Raw genomic sequence first — 13,333 nt, forward strand, 5'->3', positions numbered from 1 at the left:
ACTTCCTTTCTTCAGTGTGCGCCGGGCGCAGTGCCCGGCGCGGTTGCGTTCGCGAGCGCGTCGACCACGCGCTCCATCTTCATATACCGCGAGCCTTTGACCAGCAGCGTCGCGCGCGCGCCGAAGCCCGCCGCGCCGAGCGCGGTAATCAGCGCCTGCGCGTCGTCGAAACGCTGCGCGCCGGCGCCATACGCATCGCATGCCGGCTGCGTGGCCGCGCCGAGCGCGAAGAGCGCATCGATTCCGCGCTCGCGCGCGTATGCGCCAATCTCGCGATGGAACGCCGGCCCTTCGTCGCCGACCTCGCCCATCTCGCCGATCACGAGCACCCGCGGGGCGGACTGCGCAGCGAGCACGTCGATCGCGGCGCGCATCGAATCCGGGTTCGCGTTGTAGGTGTCATCGATCAACGTCGCACCGGCGAGCAGGCCGGCGGTCGCGCGCTTGACCTGCAACCGCCCTTTCACCGGCTCGAATGCCTCGAGCCCGGCCTTGACCGCGGCAAGCGGCACGCCTGCCGCGAGTGCCGCCGCCGTCGCCGCGAGCGCGTTGCGCGCGTTGTGCTCGCCGAGCGCGCGCAATTGCACGTCGATGCTGCCGTCCGGCGTCTCGATTGCCAAACGGTTGCCGTCGAGCGTGCCCGTCACGGCGGCGGACGTCGCGGGCACGGCGCCGTGCAGCGCGAAATCGACGATCCGGTTGCCGGTCGCGGCGACGCGCCAAATGCCCGCATACGCGTCGTCAGCCGGAAATACGGCGACACCGTCCGGCCCGAGCGCGTGAATCACCGAGGCATGCTCGAGCGCGACCGCTTCGACCGTCGCCATGAATTCCTGATGCTCGCGCTGCGCGTTGTTGACGAGCGCGACCGTGGGCGCGGCGATCCGCGCGAGCGTTTCGGTCTCGCCCGGATGGTTCATCCCGAGTTCGACAACCGCGAGCCGGTGCGCGGCGCACAGACGCAGCAGCGTGAGTGGCAGGCCGATGTCGTTGTTCAAATTGCCCGACGTCGCAAGCCGCGCCTGCTCGCCGACCGCCGCCGAAAAGATCGCCGCGATCATCTCCTTGACGGTCGTCTTGCCGTTGCTGCCCGTCACCGCGACGACCGGCACCGCGAAGCGCGTGCGCCAGCCGTGCGCCAGCGCGCCGAGCGCCGCGCGCGTATCCGCAACCTTCAGCGCAGGCAAATGCCACTCGGCCGGGCTGCGCGAGACCAGCGCCGCGCTCACCCCGCGAGCGGCAACGTCGTTCAAGAAATCGTGCGCATCGAAACGCTCGCCCTTCAGCGCGACGAACAGATCGCCCGGCCCCGCCGTGCGGCTGTCCGTCGACACTCGCGCAAACGACGCGTGCTCGTCGCCCAGCACGGTTGCGCCTGGGATCATCGCGGCGGCCTCGCGCAAAGTCAGCATCGTCATTCGCCGCCTCCGCGCACCTGCGTCGTGCGTGCGGCCAGCGCGAGACGCGCATGGTCCTGATCGGAAAACACGCGCTTCCTGCCCATGATTTCCTGCGTCGCCTCGTGCCCCTTGCCGGCAAGCAGCACGACATCGTCGCGCGCGGCGCCGCGCACCACCTGCAGGATCGCACTGGCGCGATCCTCGAGCCGGCGCGCGCGCGCGGGCTCCCGCATCCCGGCGACGATCTGCTCGATGATCCTTTGCGGATCCTCGCTGCGCGGGTTGTCGCTCGTCACGACGACCTTGTCGGCGAGACGCTCGGCGATCGCGCCCATCAGCGGGCGCTTCGTCGGGTCGCGATCGCCGCCGCAGCCGAACATGCAGACAAGTTCGCCGCCGCGCGCCTGTGCGATCGGGCGCAGCGCATCGAGCGTTTTCTCGAGCGCGTCGGGCGTATGCGCATAATCGACGACGACGAGCGGCTCGTCATTCTGCAGCCGGCCGCCGAGCCGCTGCATCCGGCCGTTCACCGGTTCGAGCCCTTCGAGTTCGGCAATCGCCGTGTCGAACGGCACATCGGCCGCGAGCAACGCACCAAGCACCGCGAGCAGATTGCTTACGTTGAACGCGCCGAGCGTGCTGGCCTCGACGTCCGCGTCGCCCCACGGCGACGTCACGCGAAACGCGGTGCCTGTCGCCGTCGCGCGGATATCGGTCGCGACAAGTTCGCGATCCGCGCCTATGGCATCGGTACCTGCGCCGATGCCATAGGCGAGCGTGTTCACGCGGCCGGCGAGCGACGCCAGCAAACGCCGGCCAGCCGCATCGTCGCGATTGACGACCGCCGCCCGCAGCCCGGGCCACGCAAAGAGCCGGGCCTTCACCGCCTCATAGGCTTCGAATGTACGGTGATAGTCGAGATGGTCTTGCGTGAGATTCGTGAAGGCCGCGATGTCGAACGCGGTGCCGTTCACGCGCCCCTGATGCAGCGCATGCGACGATACTTCCATCGCCACCGCCTGGGCGCCGGCGTCGCGCAATTTCGCGAGGCTGCGCTGCAGTTGCGGCGCATCGGGCGTCGTGAAACCCGTATGCGCGAGTTGGCCCGGCATCCCGCTGCCGAGCGTGCCGATCACCGCGCACGGCCGCCGCAGCGCGGACAGCGCCGCGGCGATCCACTGCGTGCACGAGGTCTTGCCATTCGTCCCCGTCACGCCGATCGTGAGCAACGCATCGCTCGGATCGCCATACCAGCCGCTCGCTATCTCGCCCGCGAGCGCATCGAGCGCGGGAACGGCGAGAGACACCGCCGGATCGAGTTTCGCGGCATCGAAATTTTCCGGTTGATACAACACAGCGGCCGCGCCACGCGCGAGCGCGTCGGCAATGAACGGGCGATTGTCCGCACCGTCGACCGCATACGCGAAAAACACGTCGCCTGCCTGCACGCTGCGCGTGTCGGCGTGCAACTGCGCGCCCGCCGCCGCATGCGCGCACAGCCACGCAAGCGCGGCCGCGATTTGGGAATGCGCCGGATGAGAACTGCGCACGGCGCTCATCGAACAACTCCAGGATGGTTATGTGTCGTACTCGACACGGTGATGCGCTTGGCCGGCGCCACGGCAGACAGCTTGTGCGGCGCGGCGGCGTTCGCGCCGCTCGCGGCGTCGCCGGACACGACGAGCTGCTTGACCGGCATGTTGGGCGGCACATTCAGCGCGCGCAGCGTATCGCCTGCGATCGCCGAAAATACGGGGCCGGACACCTGGCCGCCGAAGTGGCTGCCCGTCGTCGGCTCGTCGACCGACACCGCGACGACGATGCGCGGATTCGGCATCGGCGCCATGCCAATGAACGACGCGCGATACTTTTTGTGATCATAGCCACGGCCGACCTGCTTGTATGCGGTGCCGCTCTTGCCGCCGACGCGATAGCCGGGCACCGCCGCATCGGGCGACGTGCCGCCGGGCGCGACGACGGTTTCGAGCATCGCGCGCACTTCGCGCGCGGTCGTCGGCGCGAAAACCTGCGGGCCGCTTGGCGGCTGCTCGTCACTGGTCTTGAAGATCGTGAGCGGCATCAGTTCGCCGTCGTGCGCGATTGCCGTGTACGCGCGCGCAAGCTGAAACAGCGACACCGACAACCCATAGCCATACGACATCGTCGCCTGCTCGATCCGGCGCCAGCTCTTCCACGGCCGCAAACGCCCGGCCGCCGCGCCCGGAAAACCGACCTTCGGCGCCTGCCCGAGCCCGATGCTCGTATACATATTCCACATTTCCTCGGGCCGCATCGTCATCGCAATCTTCGTCGCGCCGATATTGCTCGATTTCTGGATCACGCCGCCCACCGTCAGCGTGCCGAACCCCGCATCGTCGGTAATCGGCGCGCCGTCGAGCACGAAATGACCATTGCCCGTGTTGACGAGCGTCGAAGGCGTCACGCGATGCAAATCGAGCGCGAGCGACACCGTGAGCGGCTTCATGATCGAGCCCGGCTCGAACACGTCGGTCAACACGCGATTGCGCAACTGCTCGCCCGTCAGGTGCGAGCGGTCGTTCGGGTTGTAAGTCGGATAATTGACGAGCGACAACACCTCGCCCGAGCGCACGTCGACCACGACCGCCGCGCCCGCCTTCGCATGAAATTTTTCGACGGCCGCCTTCAGATTCGTATAGGTGATGTACTGAATCTTGCTGTCGATCGACAGCCCCACGTCCGTCCCGTCATGCGGAGGAAGCTGCTCGTCGACATCCTCGACGATATGTCCCATCCGGTCCTTGATCACGCGCCGGCTGCCGGATGCGCCGGCGAGCAGCTTCTGGTCCGCGAGTTCGACGCCCTCCTGTCCCTCATCCTCGACATTCGTGAAGCCGATCAGATGCGCGGTGATCTCGCCTTCCGGGTAGAAGCGCTTGTATTCGCCACGCTGATAGATGCCGGGAATGTCGAGCTTCGCGACCTGATCGGCAACATTGAGCGGCACCTGACGCTTCACGTAGACGAACGTCTTGTCCTCCGACAGCTTCGCCCTCAGTTCCTTCGTGGTCATCCCGAGTAGCTTGCCGAGCGCGACGAGCTTGTCGCCGCCGAAATCGTCCGGCACGTCGGCCGGAATCGCCCAGATCGCGCGCACCGGCAAACTCGTCGCGAGCACGAGGCCATTGCGGTCGAGAATCTTGCCGCGCGTCGCCGGCAACTCGAGCGTGCGCTGATAACGGTTCTCGCCCTGCTTCTGATAGAACGCGTTGCCGGGCCCCTGAATCCAGAACGCACGCGCGGCGAGCGCGACGAACGCCATGAACAGCAGGAACACGACGAACTTCGAGCGCCACATCGGCAGGTGCACCGACAACACGGGGCTCGATGCGAATTTCACACCTTGCGCACGTTTGGACGCCGGCTTCATCGCGCGCCTCCCTGAGCCGCGACGGCGCTGGACGGCGGCGGCGCATCGGCCGCCTTCGCGTCGCCGGACGGCGCCGTCAGATATTGCGTGCGTCCCGTCGAGATCGGCTGCATCTTCAGCGAACTCGTCGCGAGCTGCTCGATGCGCGATGTCTTCGACAATGCGCTTTGCTGATACTGAAGCTGCGCGTAGTCCTGCTGAAGCTGATGCTCCTGAGATTGCGCGCGTTGCAGCTGAATGAAGATCTGCCGCTGCTGGTTCGTCGAATTGACGACCGACAGCGCGCACCCCATCACGATGATCAGCAGAAAGATATTGAGGCGGCTCATGGCGCGACGCGCTCCGCGATGCGCATCACCGCCGAGCGGGCGCGCGGATTGGCGGAAACTTCCGCGTCGCCCGGGAATTTGCGGCCGAGCAGCTTGAGCGGCGGACTGGGCAGATCGACGGCGCGGATCGGCAGACGACGATCGACAGCAGGCGCACTCGCATGTGCCTGCATGAATCGCTTGACGATCCGGTCCTCCAGCGAATGAAAGCTGATGACCACGAGCCGCCCCCCTTGCTCCAACGCCGTCAATGCTGCCTCTAGAACGACTTGCAGGTCCGCAAGCTCTTGATTGACGTGAATCCGTATAGCTTGAAAGGTGCGGGTTGCCGGATCCTTGCCCTTCTCACGGGTCTTGACGACGTGACCCACGATTTGGGCAAGCTCGCGCGTGCTGTCGAGAGGCCCGAGACGGCCGGACTCTGCCCGGCGAGCAGCAATCGCCTTTGCAATCTGAAAAGCAAACCGTTCTTCCCCATAATCCCGTATCACCTCCGTCAATTCCTGCACCGACGCTCGCGCGAGCCACTCAGCCGCCGATTCACCACGCGTCGGGTCCATCCGCATATCGAGCGGGCCGTCCGCCCGAAAGCTGAAGCCGCGCTCCGGATCGTCGACCTGTGGCGACGACACGCCCAAATCCAGCAACACGCCCGACACCCGCCCTACTCCACGCTCGGCCAATGCGCCGGCGAGCGACGCGAAGCTGTCGTGAACAATCTCGAAGCGCGCGTCTCCGATGCCCGCAGCCGTTTCGATCGCACGCGGATCCTTGTCGAACGCGATCAGCCGGCCTGCCGGCGCGAGCCGCGCGAGCACCGCGCGGCTATGACCGCCGCGCCCGAACGTGCCGTCGACATAAATGCCGTCGGGCCGCGCCACGAGCGCATCGACCGCCTCATCCAACAGCACCGTGCGATGCTGCAATTCGTTTCCCATCGCGGGCGCCTTCCTCACCGCAATCAGAACGTGAAATTCTTCAGCGCCTCGGGCATGCCCTGCGCCATCGCTGCCTGCTCCTTCGCGATGTAGGTCTGCGCATCCCACAGCTCGAAGTGACTTCCCATTCCCAGCAACATGACTTCCTTTTCCAGCCCGGCCGCCATCCGCAGCTCGGGAGACACGAGAATCCGGCCCGCGCTGTCGAGATCGACATCCATCGCGTTGCCCAGAAAAATGCGGCGCCACCAGTGCGCGTCCATCGGCAGCGCGGCAATCTTCGCGCGGAACACTTCCCATTCAGGACGCGGAAACAGCAACAGGCAGCCGTCCGGGTGCTTGGTCACAGTCACCCGTCCTTCTGCCTGTCCTTGCAGCGCCTCGCGATAGCGGGACGGCACCGACATCCGTCCTTTCGCATCGAGCGTCAGCGCCGACGCCCCTTGAAACACGTTTCCGCTCTCCCGATCAGGGCGCCGAAGAACCCGCCCAACGCTGAAAATTTAGCCGGAAAACCCCGGCAAATCACACAAAAATACACTTTCTCACACTGTCTCCCACTTTAGAGGAAGGCCTATGGACGGTCAAGGGAGACGGCCGATTTTTTGACGAATTTTGTTATTCAGAACAAGGACTTACGCGCATCACATCAAGTCACCCGTCATGCCAAAAAACGTTATAAATGAATGGACTAGTGCAATTTGTGAAAGTGGTACATGAGAAGCACGCCCCAGGTCGGCGCGGCGGCAGGGATTTCAGAAGGGAAAACAGCGGAGGAAAAACGGCGGGGATCGTCAGCGTCCGGAGCGGCACGAATACGGCCGTTCCGGACCGACTATTTAAAGATAGTAGGCAGTGCTTGTCATCACTTTCGACGCGGCGCGCATCAGCATACGCGCCGGCCGCGGCAGCTCGATTCCACCCGCTTCGGTCGCCGTCTTGCCGTGCTTGATTTCGTCGATGCGCATTTGTTCGACGATCGCGCGCGACTCGACGTCCGCCGCCGGCAAAGCGGATAAGTGGCTGTCGAGATGGCTCTCGACCTGACGCTCCGTTTCAGCCATGAACCCAAGGCTCACCTTGTCGCCGAACCGCCCGGCAATGACGCCGATCGCGAGTGCGCCCGCATACCACAGCGGATTCAGCAAGCTCGGCCGGGAATCGAGCGTCTTCAGGCGGTGCGCGGTCCACGCGAGATGATCCTCCTCTTCGCACGCAGCCTCGTCGAACATTTCCTTGAGCGCACTCGATGACGTCGTGAGCTTCTGCGCCTGATAAAGCGCCTGCGCGCATACCTCGCCGACATGATTCACCCGCATCAATCCCGCCGCATGCTTGCGCTCGGCAGCGGTAAGTTCGGCGCTCGCCTCAACGGCAGGCGCGGGCACCGGCCGGCTCATTCGGCTCACGCCCGTCATCGAGCGCAAGCCCCGGTCAAATTCACTGATCAACTCGTCGAACACCATTGCGTTTCTCCATGCCGACGCGCCGCTTTTCGTAAGGAAAGCGTAACAAATCAATTGCTTATGCTTATTACGGTAGCGCCGGAAATAGCGGTTAACCCGTGATTTTACCCATTGTTGCATAAAGGAAACATGAGGAATCTCATGTCGCGCTTTCCCTTTGTCGCCTTTAGTCCATTTGCTAAATTACGAGCGCTTCTGTCGAAGTTCGAGCAGGCCCGAGACCTCAATACATACGATGGCCGCCACAAAAAATTTCATATTTGGAGATCTTTCAATGAAGAAATCGCTTTTCGCGCTCGTCGCGTTGAGCGCGTTTGCTGGCGCGGCGCACGCGCAAAGCAGCGTGACGCTCTACGGCATCATCGACGAAGGCTTCAACATCAATACGAATGCGGGCGGCAAGCATAAGTACGACCTGACGAGCGGCGTCATGCAGGGTAGCCGCTGGGGTCTGCGCGGCACCGAAGATCTCGGCGGCGGACTGAAAGCCGTCTTCGTGCTCGAAAACGGCTTCAACGCCAGCACCGGCCAAATCAATCAAGGCGGCCTTGAATTCGGTCGCCAGGCCTATGTCGGCCTATCGAGCGGCTTCGGCACGGTCACGCTCGGCCGCCAATATGACTCTGTCGTCGATTTCGTCGGCCCGCTCGCCGTCGGCGATCAGTGGGGCGGCTACATTGCCGCGCACCCCGGCGACCTCGACAACTTCAACAACGCCTATCGCGTGAACAACGCAATCAAGTTCACGAGCGCAAACTACGGCGGCTTCACGTTCGGCGGCCTGTACAGCCTCGGCGGCATCGCCGGCGATTTCAGCCGCAACCAGACTTGGTCGCTCGGCGCCGGCTACACGAACGGCCCGCTCTCGCTGGGTGTCGGCTATTTGAACGCGCGCACGCCGTCGACATCGGGCGGCCTGTTCGGCAACAACACGACGTCGAGCACCCCGGCTGCCGTGACGTCTCCCGTCTATGCCGGCTACGCTTCCGCGCATACGTACCAGGTGATCGGCGCGGCCGCGGCGTACACGATCGGCGCTGCCACGATCGGCGCGACGTACTCGAACATCAAGTTCATGAACTTCTCGAGCGCCGTGTTCCCGAACCAAACCGCGACGTTCAACAACGGCGAAGTCAGCTTCAAGTATCAATTGACCCCGGCCCTCGTCGCCGGCGCCGCGTATGACTACACGCAAGGCAGCAAGATCGCGGGCCAGTCGGCGGCAAAATATCACCAGGGCTCGGCGGGCGTCGATTATTTCCTGTCGAAACGCACCGACGTCTATGTCATCGGCGTGTACCAGCACGCATCGGGCAACGTGATCGAAGCCAACGGCAATACCATTGGGCCGGCAACCGCTGCGATCAACGGCATCACGCCGTCGTCGAACCGCAATCAGTTCACGGCGCGAGTCGGCATCCGCCACAAGTTCTGATATATGCGCATTGGCGGGTGATGAATATCCCGCAGTTGCTTAAAAGGCGCCCGAGGGCGCCTTTTTTATTGACGATGCCGCTACGCGAAAAAGATCGTGCCTGAAAACGAATGCGCCGCCCCACACGCGCGGCACACAATGAGCCGCTCAACGACGCGCGGCACGCGGCGCTTGTCACGCCTTGCCGTCACGTAACTCGCGGCGCAAAATCTTGCCGACGTTGGTCTTCGGCAGCTCAGTGCGGAATTCGACGTATTTGGGCCGCTTATAGCCGGTCAGGCGCTCCTTGCAGTAAGCGAGAATTTCCTTGTCCGTGAGCGCCGGGTCCTTTTTCACGACGAACAGCTTCACCGCTTCGCCCGAATGCTCGTCGGGCACGCCGACGGCCGCCACCTCGAACACGCCCGGATGCGACGCAACCACATCCTCCACCTCGTTCGGGTACACGTTGAAGCCCGATACGAGAATCATGTCCTTTTTCCGGTCGACGATCTTCACGTAGCCGCGCTCGTCCATCACACCGATGTCGCCCGTCTTGAAGAAGCCGTCCGGCATCATTACCTGCGCGGTTTCGTCCGGCCGATTCCAGTAACCCGCCATCACCTGCGGGCCGCGAATGCAGATCTCGCCGGGCTGGCCGAGCGCGACGTCGGCGCCGGCATCGTCGCGGATCGCGATTTCGGTCGACGGCAACGGCAAACCGATCGTGCCGCTGTATTCGGTTGCCGTGACCGGATTGCAGGTTGCGACGGGCGACGTTTCCGACAACCCGTAGCCTTCGACGATCGGCGTTTTCGTCTTTTCGTACCAGCGTTTCGCCACGCTTTCCTGAACCGCCATACCACCCGCATTGGCGACCGCGAGCTTCGAGAAATCGAGCTGGTCGAAGTCCGGGTGATTCAACAGGGCGTTATAAAGCGTATTGACGGCCGGAAACGTGATGATCTGGATACCTTTTAGTTCCTTGATCGTGCCAGCGATGTCGCGCGGATTCGGAATCAGGATGCCGGTGCCGCCCGTGCGCAAGGTCAGCAGCCCGCAAACGGTCAGCGCGAACACGTGATAGAGCGGCAACGCAACCACGGTATTGAACTGCGCCACTTCCGGACGCAGCGTGTAGGCCGGCTGATGCCAAGCCTGCGCCTGCAACACGTTCGCGACGATATTGCGGTGTAGCAGCGTCGCCCCCTTCGCCACGCCGGTCGTGCCGCCCGTGTACTGCAGGAACGCGACGTCGTCCGGCTTCAGCTTGGCCGGCTTGAAACTCTGCTTGGCGCCTTCGGCAAGCGCCGCATTGAAGCGCGTAAACGATGGCAGGTGCCACGCCGGCACCAACTTCTTCACGCGGCGCACGACATAATTGACGATCAAGCCCTTGAAACCGAGCAGATCGCCCATCGCCGCGACGACGACGTGCTTGACCGACGTGCCGGCAATCACCGCCTGCAGCGTCGTTGCGAAATTCTCGAGGATCACGATCGCTTGCGCGCCGCTGTCCTTGAGCTGATGTTCAAGCTCGCGCGGCGTGTAGAGCGGATTGACGTTGACGACCGTATAACCCGCGCGCAGCACTGCCGCGATCGTCACCGGGTATTGCAGCACGTTCGGCATCATGATCGCGATCCGCGCGCCCGGCGCAAGCCCGCGCGACTGAAACCACGCGCCGAGCTTTTGCGATAGCGCGTCGAGTTCGCCATAAGTGATCGCCTTGCCCATGCAAATAAAGGCTTGCCGTTCGCGATAGAGGCGAAAGCTTTCTTCTAGCAGATCAGGAACGGACGAATACGGGGACGCGTCAATTTCGGCTGGCACGCCGGGGGGATACGACTTCAGCCAAATCTTCTCCATGCAACGCGTCTCCAGGCTCATTTTTCGAATGGTCGTGCTAAAAATTGCATCGTAGCCGGTCGGTCCCTCGGAGACAATCCAGTTAGACACTCCTTTCCAACTTTGCCAACGCTGCCGGGCGGGCGCGGCGTGCGGCGTCGTTCGTTCATCCGTGCGCCTTTTCCGCGGTTTCCCCCCACCCTTTACACACGCTCCACGTCAACCAGGCAATCGTAGAACGTCGCGCCACGCCCGAGATCGGTCAACGCCTGGCTCGTCACCTGATTCGCGTTCCGTCCATCCGGCGCAAGCTTCTTCCACCAGATCGATAAGCCGACGACGAGCCCTTCGCGCGCGCGCTCGGTTACCCGCGCCTTCGCCTGCAGCGAGCCGCGGTCATTGAAGATCCGCACGATATCGCCTTCTTCGATACCGCGCCGTATAGCATCAGCTGGGTGAATGTCGAGATAAGGCTCGCCTTCAACCGAACGCAAGCTCGCGACGTTGACGAACGTACTATTTAGAAAATGACGGGCCGGCGGGGAAATCATCGCGAGCGGATAGCGGGCTGCCAGTTCCGGTGCGCCGTCTGCCGATTCATAAGGTGGCAGATAGTCGGGCACCGGATCGAGCCCCATCTGTGCGAGACGTGCGCTGTAAAATTCGCATTTCCCGGATGGCGTCCGGAAGCCGCCGTTCGCAAACGGCGCATCGGCGAGCTTCAGCTTGATCCAGCGCGCCTGCTTGAGCGTATCCCAATCACTTTGCAGCGACGGATCATTCCAGTGCAGCGATGCGCGTGCGAGTGTTTCATCGTCTTCATACAGTGCGGGCTCGTCGAGTCCCATTCGGCGCGCGATACCGCGAAAGATCTCGGTATTCGGCCGGGCCTCCCCAACCGGCTCAATCGATGGCAGATTCGCCATCACATACGTATGGCCATACGATTTATGGACATCGAGATGTTCGAGCTGCGACGTTGCCGGCAGCACAAGATCGGCGTAGTCAGCCGTATCTGTCTTGAAATGCTCGAGAACGATCGTGAACAAATCTTCTCGCGCAAAACCCGCGGCCACTTTGCCGGAATCGGGCGCCACCGCCACCGGGTTCGAATTGTAGACGATGATCGCCTCTATCTTCGGACCGAAATCCTCTCCGCCCGGATGCAACAACGCGTCGCCAATTGCATTCATATTGATCGAACGTGGTAGTTTGTTCGGCCAACCAGGCAGTAAATCCGGACGTCTGAGCGCCGCATGGTTAATCGGCGCCCATTCGGCCGAAGACAACAGCAGGCCGCCCGCGCGCTCCCGCCATGCACCGGTGAGCGCGGGCAGCGAAGCGATCGCGCGTACCGCGTTGCCACCACCCCGTGCACGTTGCATGCCGTAGTTCAGACGAATGGAGGCCTTGCGCGTACGGCCGTAAATACGAGCCAGTTCGATGATTTCCGACGCAGATATTCCGCAGATCTGCGCGACTCGCTCCGGGGAGTAACTCATCGCCCGCGCCTTCAATGCGTCGAAACCGAGCGTGTGATCGCGAATAAAATCATGATCGAGGAGCCCCTCGCTGATCAGCACGTGCATCATGCCAAGCGCAAGCGCGCCGTCCGTGCCCGGTTTCAGCGCGATGTGGCGATGGCATTTTTCGGCCGTCAGCGACCGGTACGGATCGATCGCGATCAATTGCGCCCCCCGACGTTTGGCTTCTTGAGCGCGCGTCCAAAAATGCAGATTCGACGCGATCGGGTTAGCCCCCCAAATCAAAATCAATTCGCTTTCTTCGTAAAACTCGACATGCATGCCGATACTGGCACCGTAGGTATACTGAAGTCCTGCGGCACCCGCAGCCGAGCAGATCGTCCGTTCGAGCAGTGACGCGCCCAAAACATTAAAAAAACGCTGAGCGATACTTTCGCCTTGAATCAGCCCCATCGTTCCGGCATAGCTATAAGGTACGATCGCTTCCGGAGCGCGGCGTGCGATTTCCGAGAGCCGTTCGGCCGCCAGCTCGTTCGCTGCCGCCCAGCTAATCGGCTCAAAGCGCCCTTCTCCTTTCCGTCCCACTCGCTTGAGCGGTACGGTCAGTCGCTCCGGATGATGAACGCGCTCCGCGTATCGGCTCACCTTCGTGCATAGGGCGCCTTGAGTGGGCGCATGATCCGGATCTCCCGTAACCTTGACCGCTCGACCGTTCTCGACGGTGACGCGCATTGCACAGGTATCTGGACAGTCATGCGGGCAAACAGCTTGAGCGATTTGGATTGGGGCGGACATGTTTTATCGACTCAGTTTCTGTGGGTCCGGCGATTTTACGCTTTGAACTTACTAAATTTCGGGTTCCAGGTAAGCGGCAGCGAAATCTTGACCTGCCCGCGAGCGCACCGTTCGAGTCAGAAGCGAATAGGTTCTGTTTCGGAGCAGAAGACGGGACCTTGGTAAGCGGCTCGGGTAGGCCAGTCCCCCATTCGCGCGCGCGTGAGGCATGATGGTGATGGCGTGGTGGAGTCCGTGACCTACACGGTTA

10 protein-coding genes are annotated in these 13,333 nt (G+C 62.9%); 1 reads left to right on the forward strand and 9 read right to left on the reverse strand.

The annotated features are described in order from the left end of the window. Positions 1-11: 11 nt before the first annotated feature. The 7 genes from BSIN_RS16575 to coq7 form a co-directional block, all read right to left on the reverse strand. Positions 12-1,418, reverse strand: coding sequence for a UDP-N-acetylmuramoyl-tripeptide--D-alanyl-D-alanine ligase (locus BSIN_RS16575; RefSeq protein WP_089341313.1), 1,407 nt, complete (start codon positions 1,416-1,418; stop codon positions 12-14). Beyond that, the gene (locus BSIN_RS16580; protein ID WP_089341314.1) at positions 1,415-2,959 is read right to left on the reverse strand and encodes a UDP-N-acetylmuramoyl-L-alanyl-D-glutamate--2,6-diaminopimelate ligase; all 1,545 of its coding nucleotides are present in this window, start codon (positions 2,957-2,959) and stop codon (positions 1,415-1,417) included. The genes BSIN_RS16575 and BSIN_RS16580 overlap by 4 nt, the downstream gene beginning before the upstream one ends. After that, a complete protein-coding gene (locus BSIN_RS16585) occupies positions 2,956-4,809 on the reverse strand; it encodes a peptidoglycan D,D-transpeptidase FtsI family protein (RefSeq protein WP_089341315.1) in 1,854 nt (617 codons plus the stop codon). Before BSIN_RS16585 ends, BSIN_RS16580 begins: the two co-directional genes overlap by 4 nt. Next, the gene (gene ftsL, locus BSIN_RS16590; protein ID WP_089341316.1) at positions 4,806-5,138 is read right to left on the reverse strand and encodes a cell division protein FtsL; all 333 of its coding nucleotides are present in this window, start codon (positions 5,136-5,138) and stop codon (positions 4,806-4,808) included. The genes BSIN_RS16585 and ftsL overlap by 4 nt, the downstream gene beginning before the upstream one ends. Next, positions 5,135-6,076 (reverse strand): 16S rRNA (cytosine(1402)-N(4))-methyltransferase RsmH, encoded by a 942-nt coding sequence (gene rsmH / locus BSIN_RS16595; RefSeq protein ID WP_089341317.1) that lies wholly within the window; start codon positions 6,074-6,076, stop codon positions 5,135-5,137. The genes ftsL and rsmH overlap by 4 nt, the downstream gene beginning before the upstream one ends. Before the next feature lie 23 nt (positions 6,077-6,099). After that, entirely contained in the window at positions 6,100-6,528 is a 429-nt protein-coding gene (gene mraZ / locus BSIN_RS16600; RefSeq protein WP_038754498.1) for a division/cell wall cluster transcriptional repressor MraZ, read from the reverse strand. A 387-nt stretch (positions 6,529-6,915) separates the two neighbouring features. Then, positions 6,916-7,542, reverse strand: a complete 627-nt coding sequence (gene coq7, locus BSIN_RS16605; RefSeq protein ID WP_059515750.1) for a 2-polyprenyl-3-methyl-6-methoxy-1,4-benzoquinone monooxygenase — start codon at positions 7,540-7,542, stop codon at positions 6,916-6,918. Positions 7,543-7,816: 274 nt separating this feature from the next. Between coq7 and BSIN_RS16610 the strand changes: the two genes are divergently transcribed. After that, on the forward strand, positions 7,817-8,977 hold the full coding sequence (locus BSIN_RS16610; RefSeq protein WP_059515748.1) for a porin: 1,161 nt from the start codon (positions 7,817-7,819) through the stop codon (positions 8,975-8,977). A gap of 174 nt (positions 8,978-9,151) precedes the next feature. On the opposite strand, the gene BSIN_RS16615 is transcribed toward BSIN_RS16610, so the two are convergent. After that, positions 9,152-10,825 (reverse strand): long-chain fatty acid--CoA ligase, encoded by a 1,674-nt coding sequence (locus tag BSIN_RS16615; RefSeq protein WP_089341318.1) that lies wholly within the window; start codon positions 10,823-10,825, stop codon positions 9,152-9,154. A gap of 182 nt (positions 10,826-11,007) precedes the next feature. Continuing rightward, entirely contained in the window at positions 11,008-13,083 is a 2,076-nt protein-coding gene (locus BSIN_RS16620; protein WP_089341319.1) for a molybdopterin-containing oxidoreductase family protein, read from the reverse strand. Positions 13,084-13,333: the final 250 nt, after the last annotated feature.

This window comes from Burkholderia singularis (assembly GCF_900176645.1).
GTDB classification, from domain to species: domain Bacteria; phylum Pseudomonadota; class Gammaproteobacteria; order Burkholderiales; family Burkholderiaceae; genus Burkholderia; species Burkholderia singularis.

What these genes read in the sequence shown, in the direction of transcription:
- BSIN_RS16575 (WP_089341313.1), bottom strand. Translation starts at nt 1,418, where the DNA reads ATGACGATGCTGACTTTGCGCGAGGCCGCCGCGATGATCCCAGGCGCA.
- BSIN_RS16580 (WP_089341314.1), bottom strand. Translation starts at nt 2,959, where the DNA reads ATGAGCGCCGTGCGCAGTTCTCATCCGGCGCATTCCCAAATCGCGGCC.
- BSIN_RS16585 (WP_089341315.1), bottom strand. Translation starts at nt 4,809, where the DNA reads ATGAAGCCGGCGTCCAAACGTGCGCAAGGTGTGAAATTCGCATCGAGC.
- ftsL (WP_089341316.1), bottom strand. Translation starts at nt 5,138, where the DNA reads ATGAGCCGCCTCAATATCTTTCTGCTGATCATCGTGATGGGGTGCGCG.
- rsmH (WP_089341317.1), bottom strand. Translation starts at nt 6,076, where the DNA reads ATGGGAAACGAATTGCAGCATCGCACGGTGCTGTTGGATGAGGCGGTC.
- coq7 (WP_059515750.1), bottom strand. Translation starts at nt 7,542, where the DNA reads ATGGTGTTCGACGAGTTGATCAGTGAATTTGACCGGGGCTTGCGCTCG.
- BSIN_RS16610 (WP_059515748.1), top strand. Translation starts at nt 7,817, where the DNA reads ATGAAGAAATCGCTTTTCGCGCTCGTCGCGTTGAGCGCGTTTGCTGGC.
- BSIN_RS16615 (WP_089341318.1), bottom strand. Translation starts at nt 10,825, where the DNA reads ATGGAGAAGATTTGGCTGAAGTCGTATCCCCCCGGCGTGCCAGCCGAA.
- BSIN_RS16620 (WP_089341319.1), bottom strand. Translation starts at nt 13,083, where the DNA reads ATGTCCGCCCCAATCCAAATCGCTCAAGCTGTTTGCCCGCATGACTGT.